This is a genomic window from Noviherbaspirillum sp. FW303-A3 (assembly GCF_058788695.1).
This window is the reverse complement of sequence record NZ_JBYTAZ010000001.1, coordinates 3,721,356-3,740,512: the sequence shown is the minus strand read 5'-3', so window position 1 is coordinate 3,740,512 and position 19,157 is coordinate 3,721,356. Positions and strand designations below refer to the sequence as shown.

Sequence of the window (19,157 nt, the reverse complement as noted above, 5' to 3'; positions counted from 1 at the left end):
TGTGGTAAATAGGGCAAGGAATTCCAAAGCAGCTTGCACGAAAGTTTTTTGTGCGACGCACAAAAAACGCTTGACTTTGAAAATCCCATCCATAAAATAGGAATTGTTGCGGCGCACAATAACGTAGCCGTCCCTAATTCCCGCCAACTCTCAAGGAGCGAACCATGTTTACCATTCCCGAACAGTTTTCCAATGCTGCCAAAGCCAATTTCGAAGCACAGCTGTCCCTGATCACCAACCTGACCAGCAAGGCATTTGAAAGCGTCGAAAAGGTCGTCGACCTGAACCTGAATGTTGCGAAGGCTTCCCTCGAAGATTCTTCCATCGCAGCCCGCCAGTTGCTGAGCGCAAAGGACCCGCAAGAATTCTTCTCGCTGTCCGCCGCCCAGGCGCAGCCCGCTGCAGCCAAGGCAATCGCCTACGGCCGTCATCTCGCCGGCATCGCGACCAGCGCACAAGCTGAACTGACCCGCGCTACCGAAGAGCAGATCGCTGAAACCGGCCGCAAGATGACGGCGCTGGTGGAAGACGTGTCCAAGAACGCGCCGGCAGGTTCGGAAAACGTCATCGCCATCGTCAAGTCCGCGATCGGCAATGCCAACGCCGGTTACGAGCAGTTCAACAAGACTGCCAAGCAGGCTGCGGAAGTCATCGAAGCCAACGTGAATTCGGCCGTCAACCAGTTCACGCAAGCTGCGGAAAAGACCACCAGCCGCGCACGCAAGTAATCCTGCGCAGGTGCAGAAAGGAAAACGGGCCGTCGGCCCGTTTTTTTTTGCAGTTCAGCATCCCATCACAATGCTGTGCGATAGGACGCATCCTTTGAATTAGGTCAGTCCTGGCATGTCGTCGTCAATCTGGAAGACCGGGGCGCATGCTGTGCAATGGAAGTCAGATGTGCGTCACCAGATATGTAGCAGCGAAGGTAGCGGCAACGAGAAGAATATAAGAAATCGTACGCAAGCTTTCCATGGCAGTCATCCGGAAAAATTCACCACCCGACCAATGTACCAACATCCGCACAGGGCCAAATTGAGATAAAGCAATGGTTTCCTGCCCTGATTCTCTTTGCAGGAAAAATGCGCCGCCCTACTCCCTGTCCTGAACCGATTCCGTCACCTCCAGCGTTTTCATTCGCAGGATCATGATCGTGACGCCGACAGCAATTGCAAGCAGCATGCCTCTGAGCAGAACTGGCTTGACGAGGTAGATCGAGTAGATCATGGACGGCCACAGAAGCACGAGGCTGACCACTTTTGCACGCAGCGGCAGTGCACGCTTGTCCTCAAAATTGCGGAGATATTCGCCGAATATCGGATGATTCCGCAGCCATCGATGCATGCGGTCCGAACTGCGCACAAAGCATGCGGATGCAAGCAGGAGGAAAGGCGTAGTCGGCAGCAGCGGCAGGAATACGCCAAGAACCGCCAGTACGACGGCAATGCATCCGATGACGTTGAGCAGGATCTTCATATTGCCCCCGCAGACCGCTATCCGCGCGGATGGTGCGCCGCATGCAGTTTCTTCAGGCGTTCGCGCGCGACATGCGTGTAGATCTGCGTCGTCGAAATGTCCGCATGCCCCAGCAATAGTTGTACGACCCGCAGGTCGGCGCCATGGTTGAGCAGATGGGTGGCAAACGCGTGTCTCAGCGTGTGTGGTGACAAGGGAGCATTGATCGCAGCGCGAAGCGCATGCTTCTTGATGAGCGTCCAGAACATCTGGCGCGTCATGGCAGCTCCGCGCGCGGTAACAAACAGCGCATCATCCATCTGTCCGTTAAGGATCGCAGGCCGCCCCTCCTTCAGGTAACGCTCGATCCATGCACGCGCTTCTTCGCCAAACGGCACGAGACGTGTCTTGCTGCCCTTTCCGGTAATCCGGAGGACGCCCTCGTTCATGCCGACTTCGATAGTCTTGAGCAAAACCAGTTCCGACACCCGCAGTCCGCTTGCATACATCAGTTCGAGCATGGTCCGGTCGCGCAAACCCAGCGGAGTGTTTACATCGGGCGCAGCGAGCAGCGTCTCAACCTGCGCCTCCGACAGCGTCTTCGGATAGCGCGGGGGCTGCTTGGCCGACTTGATCTTGAGGCATGGGTCGGCACTGACCCGATTCTGCCGTAATGCAAACTGGTAAAAGCGCTTCAATACGGCAAGCCGCCTGTTCGCCGAAGTGGCCTTGGTTTCGGCATGCCTTGCTGCAAAATACGCATTGATGTCGGAATCGGCCGCCGCATACAGGCTCTTTCCCCTTTCCGCATCCAGCCAGGCGGCAAACAGGATCATGTCGCGCCGATAGGCATCGAGCGTATTCCTGGCCAAGCCGTCTTCCAGCCATAACGTATCGCAAAACTCGTCAATGGAAGCCTGGCTTGCAGTCGACACTTCTGTCATCGATAGCCCTTGACGCCCTCATGGGCAAGCAGCCATCGCTTGACGCCAATATGGAAGCCGGTTTCGTCGTCATGATTGGAAAAGCCGCCGAGGCCGCCTGAAGCTGTGACACGATGGCAGGGAATAATGAGCGGAAACCAGTTCGCCCCACATGCTTGTCCAACGGCACGCGGCGCCGAGCGGATCAGCTTCGCCACTTGTCCGTAGGTCAACACCTCCCCGCGAGGAATTCCCGAGATGGTTTCCCACACGCGACGCTGGAATGCGGTGCCAACTTCGGCCAGCGGGAGGTCGAACCGAAAATCCGCATCCTCCAGATATCGTTCAACCTGCCGGGCAATACGCTCTGACAACGCGTCCGCAGGCTCCTTTTCATTAAAGCTGCGAGGAAGATATACCAGTTCGCGTAACACGCCCGCGTCCGTGCGAATACCGACCGCACCAAAGGGAGCCTCGACAATGGCGGAAAACAAGTGGCTGTTCAGCTGTGAATGCATGGCGTTAGGATAAATCAAAATCCCTGACGTTTCCGCATCTGGGTGCTGAACAAGCCGCAAAGAAAATCGGCGTGTCCGTTTCCGGAACACGCCGATTGACGGGATGCTATCGAACTACTCTTCGAACGCTTCCTCGCGCTTCTTGCGCAGGTTCGGGCTGAGCACGACGATCATCGCCAACGCTGCGAGCACCAGCATGGTTGCCGAGATCGGCCGCTGCAGGAAGACCATCGGATCGCTGCGCGACAGCAGCAGCGCGCGGCGCAGGTACTCTTCCATCATCGGGCCGATGATGAAGCCCAGCAGCATCGGTGCCGGTTCCATTTCCAGCTTCGAGCAGATGTAGCCGAACAGGCCGAACAACGCCATCAGGTACACGTCGAACTCGCTGTTGTTCAGGCTGAACACGCCGATGGCGCAGAACACCAGGATGCCCGGGAACAGGAAGTGGTACGGCACCATGATCATGCGCACCCACAGGCCGATCATCGGCAGGTTCAGCACGATCAGGAAGAAGTTGCCGATCCACATCGAAGCGATGATGCCCCAGAACAAGGCCGGCTGCTCGGTCACCACCGCCGGTCCCGGCTGGATGCCCTGGATGATCATCGCGCCGATCATCAGCGCCATCACCGGGTTGGACGGAATGCCCAGGGTCAGCATCGGGATGAACGAAGTCTGCGCGCCGGCATTGTTGGCGGCTTCCGGCGCGGCCACGCCTTCGATGGCGCCCTTGCCGAAATTGGCCGCGTTCTTCGAGACCTTCTTTTCGATTGAGTAGGACACAAACGAAGCCAGCATCGCACCGCCGCCGGGCAGGATGCCCAGCACCGAGCCCAGGCCGGTGCCGCGCAGGATCGGCGCGACGATTCGCTTGAGGTCATCCTTGGTCGGCATCAGGCCGGTCACCTTCTTCATCACCAGCGAGCGCGATTCCTCATGCTCGAGGTTGGAGATGATTTCGCCCAGGCCGAACATGCCCATGGCCACCACCACGAAGTTGATGCCATCGGCCAGTTGCGGCAGGTCGAAGGTGTAGCGCGGCGTGCCGGAATTGACGTCGGTGCCGACCAGGCCCAGCAAGAGGCCGAGCACGATCATGCCGATGGCGCGCAGCAGCGAACCATGGGCCAGCACGACCGAAGCGACCAGGCCCAGCACCATCAGCGAAAAGTATTCAGCCGGGCCGAAGGTCAACGCCAAGTCGGCCAGCGGCGGCGCAAACAGGGCCAGCAGCACGGTGGCAACGGTGCCGGCGAAGAAGGAACCGATGGCAGCGGTGGCCAGCGCCTTGCCGGCATGGCCGTTCTTTGCCATCTGGTGCCCGTCAAGCGCGGTCACCACCGAGGATGATTCACCGGGCAGGTTAACCAGGATAGCAGTGGTGGAACCGCCGTACTGGGCGCCGTAATAGATGCCAGCCAGCATGATCAGCGAAGAAACCGGCGGCAGCGAGAAGGTGGCCGGCAACAGCATCGCGATGGTGGCGACCGGGCCGAGGCCGGGCAGCACGCCGATGGCGGTGCCGAGGAAGACGCCGATCAGGCAATACAACAGGTTGGACAGTGTGAGGGCGGTTTCGAAGCCGAGCGCCAGGTTGCTGAGAATTTCCATGACGTCTTCCCCTTAGAAACCGAGCCAGGGCCCGAACATGGGCATCGGCAAGCCGAGCGCCTTGACGAAAATCAGCACGCAGAACACCGCGAGTCCGACCGCAACCGCCAGGAAGGGGGCAACCTTGAACTTGATGCTCGCGTATCCGCTGATCATCACCACCATGATGACGCTGATTGCCAAGCCGGCGCCACGTACCAGGACGCCGAATACGGCGACCGACAGCATGACCAGGAGGATTTCACGAACGGCGAAACGCCCTACCGCGCCGCCGGATTTGACCATGGACCGGATAATCCCGATCGAACCGATCAGGGCAAGCAATCCACCGAGAATGGTCGGGAAATAAGCAGGTCCCATTCTCCCGGCAGAACCCATCGAGTAATCGCGCCCGATGATGACGGCAGCGAGGCCGAAGATGACAAATATGACCCCGGACCAGAAATCCTTGGGATCGCGAATGAACGATGGCAAAGCGAATCTCCTTCAACTTATTGGATCGATGGGAGTAATGCCTTCCTTATCACCGCAGTAACTGCCCGGAGTGAGTGGATGGCATCTTATCCCATTTTTGCAGCCGCGGGATTTGGATCCTGTTAGGCTGCGACGCACCGGGGAACAGTTTCCCCCGATGCGCCAGCTACAGCAATAGTTACTAAAAAATTTGAATCGATTAGTCAGCGTACACACCGGCCTTCTTGATGATCGGGCTCCACTTGTCGATTTCAGCCTTCAGGAAGGTCCGATGCACATCCGGAGTTGCACGGGACTCGGCGACCGGCTCCGTACCCAACTCGGCGAAGCGCTGCTTGACGTTCGAATCCTTGAGTGCCGCCTGGAGTGCCTTGGAGAGCGAATCGACGACCGGCTTCGGGGTGCCCTTCGGTGCGTACAGGCCATGCCACACGGCTACTTCAAAGTTCTGCAGGCCGGCCTCATGGAGGGTCGGCAGGTCGTTAAGCGACGGCACGCGCGACTTGGTCGTCACGCCGTAGGCCTTGATCTTGCCGCTCTTGATCTGGCTGGTGGTATTGGTGGTCTGGTCGCACATGAAGTCCACCTGACCGCCCAGAAGATCATTCATTGCCGGGCCGGTACCCTTGTACGGGACAGTGGTGATATCAGTGTCGATAGCACTCATGAAGAGCATGCCGCACAGGTGCGAGGCGGAACCCACGCCGGCGTTGGCATAGGTGACCTTGGTCTTGTTTGCCTTGACGTAGGCGAGAAGTTCCTTGAAGTCCTTCGCCGGGAAGTCCTTGCGTGCAACAAAGGTCATCGGCACATCGGTAATCAGGCCGACGGGCTCGAAACTGTCGATCGCGCTGTAGGTCAGCTTGCGATAAAGAGCGGGCGCAGTGGATTGGCCGATATGATGCAGCAGCAGGGTGTAGCCGTCCGGATCAGCCTTGGCAACACGCGCAGCACCGATCGTTCCGCCAGCGCCGCCAACGTTCTCGATGATCACCTGCTGGCCGAGCGTCTTGCTCATCGACTGGCCGACGAGGCGGGCAACGGTGTCGGTCGGACCGCCAGCAGCGAACGGAACGATCACGGTGATCGTCTTGGTGGGATAGGATTGTGCATATGCAGCAGTACTGGCAACCAGTGCGAGACCTGCGACAAAGCGCAATGACTTGATATTCATGAGCGTCACTCCTCCAATAATTAATATTTGACACACAAACATGGCGCCGGTGGAAAACCGGCCAGGAGATGCATTTGATGCGCACAGATCGACAGCAGCAAGTGTGCCTCCATGCACCATTATTGCCAGTAGCAATTCCATAAACAATTGTGGAAAGCCGCAGTGAAAATGCCTTTAATGCAAGGAAAAACCGCGCTTTGGCAAAAGGGTGAAAACAACTGGATTGCCAAAGAGGCAAGGGATAAATCGCGGGGGATTTACTGTGCGACCAGTTGGTGCGATAGGACGAATCTGCCGACTGCGAAACCGGCCGCATCGCGTGCGGCCGTAATGGAAACAGCTTACTTGACGAGCAGCACCGGCACCTCGGCCAGGTGAATGATCTTGGTTGCGACCGAACCCACCAGCAAACTCGATATGCCGGACAGTCCCCGGGTTCCGATGACAATTTCATCGCACCCCTGCTCTTTCGCAAAACGCGTGATCACTTCCGCCGGCTCACCGACAAACAAATGCACCTCGCAGGGAACGCCTGCCGCATCCAATTGCTCGCGGGCAGAAGCCAGTACCTTCATGCCCTCATCCTGGTGGTATTGCTTGATCTGAGCCGCTTCGACAAAGGCAGCAACGCTTCCGTGCAGTGGGTACTGCACATTCACCAGATGGACCTGATATCCATCCTTGGCTGCGCCTGCGCGCTTGGCCACATGCGCCGCCGCATGCAATGCACTTTCGGACCCGTCAACCGCCAGTAGTAGTTTCAGCATCGCTCTTCTCCGAGATGAGATTTATCAGTATGGTTGAATGGCATCGCATTACTGTGCGCCGCTGCCTTCGGATTTCTCGCCAGCCAGATCTTCAAGCGGCCCCTTGGCCCTTGCCTCTGTCCGCGCTGCGAGAAGCTTGCCGATGATGACCACGAAAACGGCGCCCACGACCGGACCAATCCACTTCGATGCAGGGAGCACCGATTCAAACCAGCTGCCTACGGCCACGTCGCTCACCGCCATGCCGCCCGCAATCCAGCCCAGCAAGGCGCCGCCGGCAACGATCACGATCGGGAAACGATCCATCAGGCGAATCACGAGTTGGCTGCCGAGCATGATGATTGGAATGCTGAGGAGCAGGCCGAAAACGATCAGGAACATGCTGTCTTTTGCCGCACCGGCAATCGCAATCACATTGTCCAGGCTCATGACGGCATCTGCCACGATAATGGTCTTGATGGCCGCTACCAGCGTGGCGCCCGCTTCAATGTTATGTCCACCCTCATCATCTTCGGGCAACAGCAGTTTCACACCAATCCACAGCAGCAGCGCTGCACCAACCAGCTTCAGGTAGGGAACTGCCAGCAGGGTGACAGCAAAGAAGATCAATACGACGCGCAGGCCAATCGCACCGGCCATGCCCCACAGGATACCCAACTTGCGCTGGTGGTCAGGCAGGCGTCGGCAGGCAAGGCCGATCACAACTGCATTATCGCCACCCAGCACGACGTCAATGGCGACGATCTGCATGAGCGCGATCCAGAACTGTGGATTAGAGAAGTCCATAATGATCCCAATAGGCTAGATTTGTTGAACACGGGAGGTCGGGGAGCAGAGAAGCCGCATCGGCACCTGCATGCGCGGCCGAACGGGCCCGAAAAACGCGCAACACTGGATATTGCCAACCGAACAAGCAGTTTTCAATCGAAAAAACCGAAGGAATACTGCGGTTCAGATTTGAAATTATTGCCTGCTTGTCCATGATTCTCAAGGGTGGATAATCACATTGGACAAAAAAGCCGCCGCTGCATGTTCTGCGAGGCGGCGGCCCGGGTACGATCAAAGCGGTATTAATCAGACACCGTCGAACTTGATGCCCTGTTTGGTGACGACGTTTTTCATCTTGTCGAGTTCAGCCTTGATCTCGGCGGCATGTTCCGCCGGTGTATTGCCTACCGGCTCTGCACCCTGCTGCTTCAGGCGATCCTTGACTTCCGGCATGTTCAACACCTTCACGGCCGCCGCATTGATCTTCTTGATGATGTCCTCAGGCGTCTTCGGCGGCGCGACAAGTCCGTACCACGCGGGATCGTTCACCTGCTTCAGGCCGAGTTCAGCAAAGGTCGGCACATTCGGCAGGGCATCCAGGCGCTTGTTCCACGCGATTGCGAGGGGTCGCAGCTTGCCGGCCTGGATATGCGACATCGACGAGGGCAGGTTGTCGAACATCATGTCGACCTGGCCGCCCAGGAGGTCGTTCAGTGCCGGGCCGGCACCGCGGTAGGGGATATGCAGGATAAAGGTTCCAGTCGATGCCTTGAACTGCTCGCCCACCATATGCTGGATGCTGCAGGTACCTGAGGTGGCGTAGTTCAGCTTGCCGGGGCTCTTTTTCACCTGATCGAGAAACTGCTTGAAATCCTGTGCGGGAAACTTGGCATTCACGGTCAGCACATTAGGCGTACGCGCCATGTTGGTGATCGGCGCAAAACCGGTGATCGGGTCGTAACCCAGCTTGGGGTTGCAGGCCGCGTTGACGGCGTGCGTGGAAACGGTCGATACGCCGATGGTATAGCCGTCCGGGGCCGCCTTGGAAATGGCTGATGCGCCGATGCTGCCGCCACCACCGCCGCGGTTTTCCACTACGACGGCCTGGCCGAGTTCCTTGCCTAGCTTGTCGGCAACAATGCGCGCGACGATGTCGGTCGTGCCGCCAGGGGCAAACGGAACAATGAGGGTAATGGGTTTGCTGGGGAAATTATCTGCGTACGCCGAGGCCGCAAAGGCAAAACCGGATACGAGTGCACACGCCAGCTTGTTCAACTTCATGTCTTATCTCCTCAACTTATTGGATTAAGGACGGCATCCATGCCGTCAGTGTAATGATGCTGATTCCTTCTTGCATTCTCCGTGCCAATGCAGCCAAAAAATGCAAAACGTTGATTTCATGCTGATTTTTGCAGAAATTCGTCTCTTGGGCGTGTGAAAAGCCAGAATCCGCAATTCGGACGTTCCGGATTTTCGCGTCTTATCTGCTGGAATACGCCGATGCTTCGCGATACACCTCGGCGAGCAGATCCTTGCCAATGCGCGGCTCCATTTCCTTGTGTACGCTGACCAGCGCACGTCGCCACTCTTCCCGTTCCTTTTCGGACAGGACATAAATCGAGGTCTTGCCGGATTTGCGAATCGCCTCCATGGCGTCCTCGTTCTCCTTCTGCGCGATGGCGTTGGCGTATTTTGTCGCCTCCTTCATTGCGCCCTCGAGGGCCGTGCGGATCCCGGATGGAAGCCCATCCCAGAATTTCTTGTTGACGATGACGGCGTACCCGAGGTAGCCATGATTGGAGACTGTGAGATGGCGCTGCAATTCATGCATGCGCTGCGTGTAGAAATTGGATGGCGGGTTTTCCGTCCCGTCGACCACGCCGCTCTGCAGCGCCTGGTAGACCTCATTGAAAGAAAGCGCTTGCGGACTGGCGCCCAGGGCACGCATCTGGGCGTCGAGAACTTTCGACGGCTGGATGCGCATTTTCATCCCCTTGAAATCGGCGGGCACCCTGAGCGGCTTGTTCGAGGACATGACCTTGAATCCGTTGTCCCAGAAAGCAAGGCCGGTGATCCCCTTTGACTCCAGCTTCTTCAGCAACCCCTGCCCGACCGGCCCTTCCGTGACCCGGTAAAGCACTTCCTTGGTCGGGAATATGTACGGCAGGTCGAATACTTCGAACTCGCGCACGCCGAGCGGACCGAACTTGGCGAGTGACGGAGCAAGCATCTGGACGGCACCCAGTTGCAAGGCCTCCAGCTCCTCCTTGTCCTTGTAGAGCTGGTTGTTGGGATATACGTCAATGCGGACCCGACCGCCGGTTGCTTTTTCCGCAAGCTGCTTGAACCGTTCAGCGGCCTTGCCCTTGGGGGTATCGCTGGCGACAACGTGGCTGAACTTGATGACGATCTGCACCTGCGCCGGTGCCTGCGCCTGTGTACAGTAACTTGCAAGAACTGCGGGAACTGCGAGAAACCATGCGGCCAGTTTCATGTGAATTCCGTGCTCAAGAGGGGGATAGACTTCTGGTTGGAACATTGTCATTGTGCTGATTGGCGGCTACAACTGTGGATAACCACAATCGAGAACCGGCAGCGTCGATTGACAGTCGGCTACACTGGAGCCTTGGCAATGTAGCCGGCAGCCTTTCCGGCCAGCGCCTACGCTAACTCGCCTGATCATGCTTAACAAACAACTTGCATCGCTGTTCAGCCTCGGATTCCCCGGCCGCAGGCGCATCTGGCACTGGCTGGTACCGATGCTGCTGGTATTGCTGTTCGTCTCGACCATGCTGTGGCTGCCATGGCAGGCGCAGCAGATGGAGGCGAACGAGCGCCAGGAACAGCTGATCGCCGACACCCTGTGGGTGGAACAGACCATCCGCTTCCAGCTGGACCGCAACGAAGACAGCATCCGGCTGATCGGTAACGAAATCAGTACCGGCTACCTGTCGGGCAAGCGCCTGCAGGAGCGCATGGCAATCCTGATTCGCAACAATCGCGAACTGAACCGCATCGTCTGGTTCGACCCGCTCGGCAAGACGGTGGTGTCGACCGACGATTCGTCCGTGGCGCTGACGGACCTTTCATCGAGTTCCCGCATCACAGCCGAGCGAGCACGCGCCACCAAGACGCCGCAGTACAGCCAGCCCGCGCCGCCGCCCGGCCTGAACGGCCCGATGCTGATGGATTACCATGTGCCTCTCTACTTGGGCGAACAGTACCTCGGCAGCCTCGTGGCAAGCTATTCCGTCACCAGCATCCTGGATGAAATGGTGCCATGGTGGTTCGCGCAGGATAACGAGATCGTGCTTACCGATGGCGACGACAACGTCATTGCGCGGCGCGCGGCGGGCGGCCCCGGACGAAACGTTTACACGCACAGCCGCGCGCTGGAAGTGCCTTACGCCAGCCTCACATTGCGCACCAACAGCGTCAAGAACGCACCGAAACTACTCCCCAACCTTCTGGTCGGCTCGGTCATTGCCCTTTCGGTCGGACTGATCTGGAGCCTGATCGCGCTGTGGCGCGACATCAACCGCCGGCTTGCGGCGGAGGGGGCGCTACGGCAGCAGGTAGTGTTTCGTACCGCCATGGAAAATTCGCTCATGACCGGCCTGCGGGCGCGCGACCTGGAGGGACGCATTACCTACGTCAACCCGGCGTTCTGCGACATGGTCGGCATCCCGGCCGAGGAACTGATCGGCAAGGCGCCGCCGATGCCTTACTGGGCGCCGGAAGCGATGGATGAGTACAAGCAGCGTTTCACCCAGGTGCTGGCTGGAACGGTGACCCCGCAATTCGAAACCATTTTCCAGCGGTCGAACGGGGAGCGCTTCCCGGTGCTGATCTTCGAATCGCCGCTGGTGGATGACAGCGGCAAGCAGACCGGATGGATGGGCTCCATCCTCGACATTTCCGACCGCAAGCGGGTGGAAGACCTGAACCGGCGCCAGCAGGAAAAGCTGCAGGCCAGCGCACGCCTGGCCACGATGGGTGAAATCGCATCCACCCTGGCGCACGAACTCAACCAGCCCCTGGCGGCAATCTCGAGCTATACGACCGGGGCCTTGAACCTGATCGAAAACAGCGCGGCAAAGGGTATCCGGTTCGATCCCGAAGTCCTCAAGCCGGCGCTGGAAAGGGCCAGCACCCAGGCGCAGCGGGCCGGACACATCATCCGCAGCGTCCATACCTTTGTGAAACGGCGCGAGCCGAGCCGCGAACCGATCGCCGTGCAATCGCTGATCGACAGCGTGATTCCCCTCGTGGAGCTACAGGCACGTCAGTTCTTCGTGGCAATACAGGTGAACGTTGCGCCGCATCTGCCCGCTGTCCTGGCCGATCGTGTCATGCTCGAGCAAGTGCTTCTCAACCTGACCCGTAACGCGATCGAAGCGATGCAGGACGTGGATCCCGAGCGCCGCATCCTGCGCATCGCCGCAGAACAGGATATCGACTCCGGCGCGCAGCATAGCGTAGTGATTTCCGTCATCGACCAGGGACACGGCATTCCGCAGGAAGTGGCGGAGCGGCTGTTCTCGCCCTTCTTTTCCACCAAGGCAGAGGGGATGGGCATGGGCCTGAACATTTGCAGGACAACCGTGGAGTTCCATGGCGGAACGCTGGTACACGCGAATAATCCCGCAGGCGGAACCATATTCCGGTTCTCGCTGCCGGTTCTGGCGGAAACTGTGGCTGAAGCCGCACCAGCGGAGCTCAAATAAGCTCAACGGAACAGCGTGAACTGGCTTTGCCGCACGACAACTCACTATAATGCAAACAAAACGGGCGGCTGCACACGTCCGGGGACGAGGAGACAGCATGCTGCACATCGTTGATGACGAAGAGGTAATACGCGATTCGCTCACGTGGCTCGCGCGTTCACGCGCCATCGAAACCAGTGTTTACGAAAGTGGTACCGCCTTCATGACGGCCCTGGAAGCGGAAAAGGACTTTGACCCGCAAGGCGAATGCATCCTGCTCGATGTGCGCATGCCGGACATGAGCGGCGCTGCTTTGTTCGACATCCTGTCCACGCGCGGCCTGACACGGCGCCTGCCGGTGATTTTCCTGACCGGGCACGGCGATGTGCCCATGGCGGTGGATACCCTCAAGAGGGGGGCGTTCGATTTCTTCGAGAAACCGTTCAACGACAACAACCTGATGGACCGTGTCGAGGAAGCTCTGGCAGCATCTCGCGACGCCGGCGCCGCAGCGGAAGTGCATACGCGCCTCGCGACGCTTTCCATTCGGGAGCGGGAAGTGCTCGACCTCATTCTTGCCGGCAAAATGAACAAGGTGATTGCCGACGAGCTCGGTATCAGCATGCGCACGGTGGAAGTGCATCGCGCGCACATCTTCGACAAGATGAATGTGAAAACCGCCGTGGAGCTGGCAAGGCTGCTGAAGTAACGCATCAGCAATTCCCGGACGGCGCGAAGACGGAATACTCGGTAAGATTGCCTGTTCTTCACCGAAATCCCGCCCCGTTCCATGTCGATCGCCACTATCCTCTTCCCCGACTTCGCCCTGATCCTGCTCGGCTTCCTGCTGATGCGCTTCACGGATTGGGGGCAGCAATTCTGGAGCGGGCTCGAAAAGCTGATCTACTACTTCCTTTTCCCGGCACTTCTGTTTTACACCACGTCCCGCACGCCTTTCGACTTCGGCACGACGGGGAAAATGCTGCAGGTGGCGCTGATCGGCGTAGCGTGCGGCATCGCGCTCGGCTGGCTGGCGAAACCGCTTTTCCGCAGCCCGCACATGATGTTCGAATCGGGCGTCCAGACTGCTTTCCGCTTCAACTCCTACATTGCGCTTGCGATCGCATCCCGGCTCTCGGGAGAGGAAGGGACCTCCCTGATGGCGCTGATCATCGGTTTTGCCGTCCCGATCTGCAACATGGCCGCGGTACACGCGCTCGTCCATCGCGGAGGCGGCCTGCTGCAGGAATTGGCGAAAAATCCGCTCCTGATGGCAACTGCGGCGGGCATGACCTTCAACCTGTTGGGCCTGCAAGTTCCGGAAGTGATCGGCGCCACGCTGTCGCGGATGTCGAATGCCTCCATCGCCGTCGGCCTGCTGACGGTCGGCGCCGGACTGCGCTTGTCGGGATTGCATGAAGCGAAAGGCCTGGCGATCTACTTTCTCGCGGTGAAGCTCCTGGCACTGCCGGCGATCGGGTACGTTCTCGGCCGCTGGATGAACCTGCCCCCTCTGCAGTTGCAGATCGCAGTCGCCTTCTGCGCCCTCCCGACCGCATCCAGTGCCTATGTGCTGGCTGCGCGCATGGGCGGCAATGGCCCGTTCGTGGCATTCCTGATATCCGCGGGAACCGTTCTTTCCGTATTTACCATCCCGGTCTGGCTGGCACTGGCGCAGTGATCACCGGTGCCGCGCAAGAGCCCATTCGACATGCTCGCGCACCAGCTCCGATGGGTGCGTTAATCGCGCAGACAGCGCTGCGACGATCGCCGCATCCCCCGGGCACTGCAGGGCAGCGTTGCCCAGGCCGACCGCCAGGTTGCGCAACCAGCGCTCATGCCCGATGCGGCGGATCGGGCTTCCCTCCAGGCGCTGGTTGAAATCGCCCTCGTCCCAGGCAAACAGGTCCACCATGGCCGCGTTGTCCAGTCCGTTGCGGACATCGAAGTCCGGCAGCGTCGAACGCTGGGCGAACTTGTTCCACGGACATGCGATCTGGCAATCGTCGCAGCCGTACACGCGGTTGCCGATCAGCGGGCGCAGCTCGACCGGGATGCTGCCCTTCAGCTCGATCGTCAGATAGGAAATACAGCGCCGCGCGTCGAGCTTGTAAGGCGCAAGGATCGCCTGCGTCGGGCAAACGTCGATGCAGGCCCGGCATTGTCCGCAGTGCGACTCGCCCGGCGGATCGACCGGCAGGGGCAGGTCGGTGAACAACTCGCCGAGGAAGAACATCGAGCCGGCTTCCCGGTTGAGCAACAGGGTGTGCTTGCCGCGCCAGCCGATGCCGGATTTTTCCGCCAGGGCTTCCTCCATCACCGGCGCCGAATCCGTGAACACGCGGTAACCGAATTCGCCAACCTCCGCCCGAATCCGGTCGGCCAGTTGCTGGAGCCGGGCACGCAACACCTTGTGATAGTCGCGGCCGCGCGCGTAGATCGAAATCACGGCTTGCTGCGGGTCGCGTGCGCGACGCTCCTCCGCTTCGCGCCAGTCGGCGGCGCCCTCTCGCGGAAGATAGTTCATGCGCGCGGTGATGACGCGAACAGTTCCCGGCACCAGTTCGGCCGGACGAGCGCGCTTCATCCCGTGCGCTGCCATATAATCCATCTCGCCGTGGAAACCGGCATCCAGCCATGCCCGCAGACCGGCTTCGGCGTGCCGCAGGTCGACATCGGCGATGCCGATCTCGGCAAAGCCGAGCTCTCGCCCCCATGCCTTGATGGCCAGTGCGAGGGCGGACAGATTGTTATCGAAAGCAGTCATGACAGGCGGGATTTCCCCGGCAATACGGGAAACGGTCGAGAAAAAACACCAAAGAAGCCATTTTACGAGATGCAGCACTTCCAGACTCATTTGCATGACGAAGCCGGCACAGCGGCGCTCGGCGCCGCGCTCGCGCGCGCACTGGCGCCGGGCCTGACGATCTACCTGCACGGCGACCTCGGGGCGGGGAAAACGGCGCTGACCCGTGCCATGCTGCACGCGGCCGGCCATGAAGGGCACGTGAAGAGCCCGACCTACACCTTGGCGGAGCCGTATACGGTCAGGGTTGGCGGGCATCCGGTAGAGATCATCCATTTTGACCTCTACCGCCTTGCCAGTCCTGAGGAATTCCTCGACGCCGGCTTCCGCGAGCATTTCAACGAAAACACTATCTGTATCGTCGAATGGCCGGAAAAAGCCGCCGGGGTGTTGCCCGCGCCAGACATAAAAGTGCTTTTGAGCATCTCCGGGGTCGGTCGTGATATAGAATTGCAAGGGTTGACCGACCAGGGTAGTCAATGCCTCGACCGTCTGAAATTCGCGCCAAATCTGTGACCTCAGGAACCCGCCGTACCATACTAAAAGCCGGCGGCACCCTCCTTCTCTCCGTTTTTGCCCCCTTGCCATCCCACGCGGCCCAGATACTGGCCGTGCGCGTCTGGCCGGCCGAAGACTACACCCGCGTCACGCTGGAAAACGACACCAACCTGAAAACCAGCCATTTCATCGTCAAGGACCCGGAACGGCTGGTGGTCGATATCGAGGGCCTCGAGCTCAACCCGACCCTGAAGGAGCTGGTGGCGAAGATCCAGCCGAACGATCCGTATATCAAACAGGTCCGCGTCGGGCAGAACCGTCCTAACGTGGTGCGCCTGGTGTTCGACCTCAAGGAAGAGGTCAACCCGCAGGTGTTCACGCTCGCGCCTATCGGCGAATACCGCCACCGCCTGATTTTCGACCTGTACCCAGTCAACCCGCCAGACCCCATCCTTGCGCTGATCCAGAAAGGCGAGTGGAACAAGCCTGCGGATATCAAGCCGCCTGTGGCCGAAGTCAAGCCCGAACTGCCGCCCGTCCAGCCTGAAGTGCAAACGGCAAAGGCCGAGGCCAGGGAAGACAAGGTGCCGGCGCTCACGCGCATGATCACCATCGCACTCGACCCCGGGCACGGCGGCGAAGATCCGGGCGCCATCGGTCGCGCAGGCAGCCGAGAGAAGGACGTCGTCCTCGCGATTGCAAAACGCCTCAAGGGCAAGATCGAGAGCCAACCCAACATGCGCGTGATGCTGACGCGCGACGGCGACTATTTCGTGCCGCTCCATGTGCGTGTGCAGAAGGCGCGCAAGGTGCAGGCCGACCTGTTCGTTTCGATCCACGCCGATGCATGGATCGAGGCGACCGCGCGCGGTTCTTCCGTGTTCGTCCTGTCCGAAAAAGGGGCATCATCCACCGCCGCCCGCTGGCTCGCCAACAAGGAAAACGCGGCGGACCTGATCGGTGGCGTCAACATCAAGTCGCACGACCGCCAGCTCGCACATGTACTGCTCGACCTGTCCACGACCGCACAAATCAACGACAGCCTGAAAGTCGGCAAGGCCGTTCTGAACGAAATCGGCGGCATCAACCGCCTCCACAAGAATGCGGTCGAACAGGCAGGCTTTGCCGTTCTCAAGGCCCCGGACATTCCGAGCATCCTTATCGAAACCGCATTCATTTCCAATCCCGAAGAAGAAGCCAAGTTGACCGACGATGCCTACCAGGACCAGATGGCCGACGCCGTCCTGAAGGGCATCAGGAAATACTTTGCGAAGAATCCCCCCCTCGCGAAGAATCGCATGACCTGAGTTGGCGCCAGCGCAATACGCCCAGCTTGCGCGCCTGTCGAACCGGTGCGAGGAAGACTGGCACGGCAATTCAATAAGTATTAATACGAAGGTGATCGCGCCCATGAACTGCGTTTTAATATAGATTAAAAGCAACAACGTACCGTCAGAGTACGAAGCGAACGAAGCATCAGACTTCAAGAAGAGACAACGTTGCGCACGGTTTTTGCATTGCACAAATTGCTCGTGCGCATATTCCCGCAGGCCTGCTTGCCAGCCTTATCCTGCAGCGCGTCAGAAACATCCGCAGTACATTCCCGTCAATCGGGGGGGACACATGAAAATTCGCAATCTGAACATCGGTACGCGCCTGGGCTTCGGCTTCGGCCTGGTATTGGTACTCCTGGTCGTCCTGGCAATCGCCAGTCTTTCGCGCATGTCGACCATCCATCTCAGCCTGGAAAAGGTCATCAACGAGAACAATGTCGTCATCAAGGAATTGAACGACATGCGCCAGGCCGTCATGCTGGTTGCCGTCGCGGTTCGCAATGCGTCGGTAATGACCAACGAGGATGAGGTCAACGCCGAGATCAAACAGATCAATGTCGCCAACGCGGAGTATCAGGAAAGCGCGACGGCACTTGGCAAGCTGATCACGGATGCATCCGGCAAGGCCGCGCTGGCGAAGATCGCCACCGCTCAGGCCGCGACCGCCCCCGGCGTGGAGAAGGCGACGATGCTCGCGAAGAAGCAGGGGGACGTGATTCCCGTCCTGCTCAGCAGCGTGGTACCGCACCAGCGCACCTGGCTTGAAGCCATCGATGAAATGATCGCGCAGCAACAGAAACTGGCCATGGCGACATCGGCCGAAGCGGACAGCATTTATGACAACGCCCGTCTCCTTACGATCGCGCTGGCAGGCGTGGCGCTGGCCGTTGGTGCGTTTGTCGCCTGGTATGTCACCCGCAGCATTACCGGGCCTCTACAGGATGCCGTGCATGTCGCCCGCCGTGTGGCGGACGGCGACCTGACGACAAGGGTGGTCGCCGAATCGCAGGATGAAACCGGCCAGTTGCTGGCGGCCTTGCGCGACATGAATGAAAGCCTTGTCCGCATCGTCGGCGAAGTCCGCGCAGGCACCGACACGATCACCATTGCATCAAATGAAATCGCGCACGGCAACATGGACCTTTCTGCTCGCACCGAGGACCAGGCCAGCTCGCTGCAAATGACCGCATCCTCCATGGAGGAACTGACATCGACCGTGAAGCACAATGCCGACAACGCAGCACAAGCCAACAAGCTTGCCGTGACGGCCTCGGAAGTGGCAGTCAAGGGTGGCACCGTGGTGTCGCAGGTCGTCGAGACCATGGGTTCGATCAATGAGTCGGCGAAGAAGATCGTCGACATCATCGGCGTCATCGACGGCATCGCCTTCCAGACCAATATCCTTGCCCTGAATGCCGCAGTGGAAGCGGCCCGCGCGGGCGAACAGGGACGCGGTTTTGCGGTGGTGGCGTCGGAAGTGCGCAACCTGGCCCAGCGCTCCGCCGCGGCCGCAAAGGAAATCAAGGCGCTGATCAGCGACTCCGTCGAGAAAGTGGGCGTCGGCGCCAAGCTGGTCGACCAGGCCGGGACGACCATGGACGAGGTCGTCTCCAGCGTTCGCCACGTCACGGACATCATCAGCGAGATTGCTGCCGCCAGCAACGAACAGACAGCAGGCATCGAACAGATCAACCAGGCCATCATCCAGATGGATAATGTCACCCAGCAGAATGCCGCCCTGGTGGAGGAGGCTGCCGCCGCAGCAGGCTCCATGCAGGAACAGGCACGCAACCTGTCGACAGTCGTCAGCGTGTTCAAACTCCACGACAGTCAGGCGCCAATGGCGCAGGCTCCCTTGAGGCAGGTGGTCCAACCGAAGCCGTCCGCCTTGCCAAAAGCAAAGACGCCTGAGCTTGCGGTCCGTGCATCGCGCGCCAAAATCCTGCCTCCGCACACCGTCAAGGCCGGACCGGATGGCGCAGACTGGGAAGAGTTTTAGTCGAAACGCCGGACACCTTTTACCGCAGTGCGGTATCGCAAACTGTGCGAGAGTCTGCTACTCTTTATTGCAATTGGGAAATCTCCTATCTCGCCTGGCAGCGCATAAGATGCGCCAGGGAGCT

General features: G+C 59.3%; 18 protein-coding genes. 7 read left to right on the top strand and 11 right to left on the bottom strand.

Features of this window, described 5'->3' with window-relative positions; all coding sequences use genetic code 11:
- Positions 1-164 precede the first annotated feature (164 nt).
- Positions 165-728, top strand: a complete 564-nt coding sequence (phaP, locus tag AC3WOY_RS18030) for a TIGR01841 family phasin (RefSeq protein WP_492426208.1) — start codon at positions 165-167, stop codon at positions 726-728.
- Positions 729-1,089: 361 nt separating this feature from the next.
- Here the strand turns inward: phaP and AC3WOY_RS18025 are convergent, their stop codons facing one another.
- The 10 genes from AC3WOY_RS18025 to AC3WOY_RS17980 form a co-directional block, all read right to left on the bottom strand.
- A complete protein-coding gene (locus AC3WOY_RS18025; protein ID WP_492426206.1) occupies positions 1,090-1,473 on the bottom strand; it encodes a YbaN family protein in 384 nt (127 codons plus the stop codon).
- Between the two features lie 17 nt (positions 1,474-1,490).
- Positions 1,491-2,396 carry a site-specific tyrosine recombinase XerD gene (xerD, locus tag AC3WOY_RS18020; RefSeq protein ID WP_492426204.1) on the bottom strand — a complete coding sequence of 302 codons (906 nt, stop codon included), beginning with the start codon at positions 2,394-2,396 and terminating at the stop codon, positions 1,491-1,493.
- Positions 2,393-2,893, bottom strand: coding sequence for a methylated-DNA--[protein]-cysteine S-methyltransferase (locus tag AC3WOY_RS18015; RefSeq protein ID WP_492426202.1), 501 nt, complete (start codon positions 2,891-2,893; stop codon positions 2,393-2,395). The genes xerD and AC3WOY_RS18015 overlap by 4 nt, the downstream gene beginning before the upstream one ends.
- Positions 2,894-3,007: 114 nt before the next feature.
- Positions 3,008-4,507 (bottom strand): tripartite tricarboxylate transporter permease, encoded by a 1,500-nt coding sequence (locus AC3WOY_RS18010; protein WP_492426200.1) that lies wholly within the window; start codon positions 4,505-4,507, stop codon positions 3,008-3,010.
- Positions 4,508-4,519: 12 nt separating this feature from the next.
- A complete protein-coding gene (locus tag AC3WOY_RS18005; RefSeq protein ID WP_492426198.1) occupies positions 4,520-4,981 on the bottom strand; it encodes a tripartite tricarboxylate transporter TctB family protein in 462 nt (153 codons plus the stop codon).
- Positions 4,982-5,180: 199 nt separating this feature from the next.
- A complete protein-coding gene (locus tag AC3WOY_RS18000; RefSeq protein ID WP_492426196.1) occupies positions 5,181-6,155 on the bottom strand; it encodes a tripartite tricarboxylate transporter substrate binding protein BugD in 975 nt (324 codons plus the stop codon).
- Between the two features lie 341 nt (positions 6,156-6,496).
- Positions 6,497-6,922 (bottom strand): universal stress protein, encoded by a 426-nt coding sequence (locus AC3WOY_RS17995; RefSeq protein WP_492426194.1) that lies wholly within the window; start codon positions 6,920-6,922, stop codon positions 6,497-6,499.
- A 48-nt stretch (positions 6,923-6,970) separates the two neighbouring features.
- Positions 6,971-7,711 (bottom strand): TerC family protein, encoded by a 741-nt coding sequence (locus tag AC3WOY_RS17990; RefSeq protein ID WP_492429349.1) that lies wholly within the window; start codon positions 7,709-7,711, stop codon positions 6,971-6,973.
- A gap of 285 nt (positions 7,712-7,996) precedes the next feature.
- Positions 7,997-8,971, bottom strand: a complete 975-nt coding sequence (locus AC3WOY_RS17985; RefSeq protein ID WP_492426191.1) for a tripartite tricarboxylate transporter substrate binding protein BugE — start codon at positions 8,969-8,971, stop codon at positions 7,997-7,999.
- 199 nt (positions 8,972-9,170) lie between these two features.
- Positions 9,171-10,184 carry a TRAP transporter substrate-binding protein gene (locus AC3WOY_RS17980; RefSeq protein WP_492426189.1) on the bottom strand — a complete coding sequence of 338 codons (1,014 nt, stop codon included), beginning with the start codon at positions 10,182-10,184 and terminating at the stop codon, positions 9,171-9,173.
- A 187-nt stretch (positions 10,185-10,371) separates the two neighbouring features.
- On the opposite strand from AC3WOY_RS17980, the gene AC3WOY_RS17975 reads away from it, so the two are divergent.
- From AC3WOY_RS17975 to AC3WOY_RS17965, 3 genes are all read left to right on the top strand, one after another.
- The gene (locus AC3WOY_RS17975; protein WP_492426187.1) at positions 10,372-12,417 is read left to right on the top strand and encodes a sensor histidine kinase; all 2,046 of its coding nucleotides are present in this window, start codon (positions 10,372-10,374) and stop codon (positions 12,415-12,417) included.
- Between the two features lie 97 nt (positions 12,418-12,514).
- A complete protein-coding gene (locus AC3WOY_RS17970; RefSeq protein WP_492426185.1) occupies positions 12,515-13,105 on the top strand; it encodes a response regulator transcription factor in 591 nt (196 codons plus the stop codon).
- Between the two features lie 81 nt (positions 13,106-13,186).
- A complete protein-coding gene (locus tag AC3WOY_RS17965; RefSeq protein ID WP_492426183.1) occupies positions 13,187-14,077 on the top strand; it encodes an AEC family transporter in 891 nt (296 codons plus the stop codon).
- Here the strand turns inward: AC3WOY_RS17965 and queG are convergent, their stop codons facing one another.
- The gene (gene queG, locus AC3WOY_RS17960; RefSeq protein ID WP_492426181.1) at positions 14,078-15,163 is read right to left on the bottom strand and encodes a tRNA epoxyqueuosine(34) reductase QueG; all 1,086 of its coding nucleotides are present in this window, start codon (positions 15,161-15,163) and stop codon (positions 14,078-14,080) included.
- 69 nt (positions 15,164-15,232) lie between these two features.
- Here queG and tsaE point away from each other — a divergent pair, with 69 nt between their 5' ends.
- From tsaE to AC3WOY_RS17945, 3 genes are all read left to right on the top strand, one after another.
- Entirely contained in the window at positions 15,233-15,718 is a 486-nt protein-coding gene (gene tsaE, locus AC3WOY_RS17955) for a tRNA (adenosine(37)-N6)-threonylcarbamoyltransferase complex ATPase subunit type 1 TsaE (protein WP_492426179.1), read from the top strand.
- The gene (locus AC3WOY_RS17950; protein WP_492426177.1) at positions 15,682-17,007 is read left to right on the top strand and encodes an N-acetylmuramoyl-L-alanine amidase; all 1,326 of its coding nucleotides are present in this window, start codon (positions 15,682-15,684) and stop codon (positions 17,005-17,007) included. Before tsaE ends, AC3WOY_RS17950 begins: the two co-directional genes overlap by 37 nt.
- A 316-nt stretch (positions 17,008-17,323) precedes the next feature.
- Positions 17,324-19,033: a methyl-accepting chemotaxis protein gene (locus AC3WOY_RS17945; protein WP_492426175.1), complete on the top strand. Its 1,710-nt coding sequence runs from the start codon at positions 17,324-17,326 to the stop codon at positions 19,031-19,033.
- The last annotated feature ends 124 nt before the right edge of the window (positions 19,034-19,157 follow it).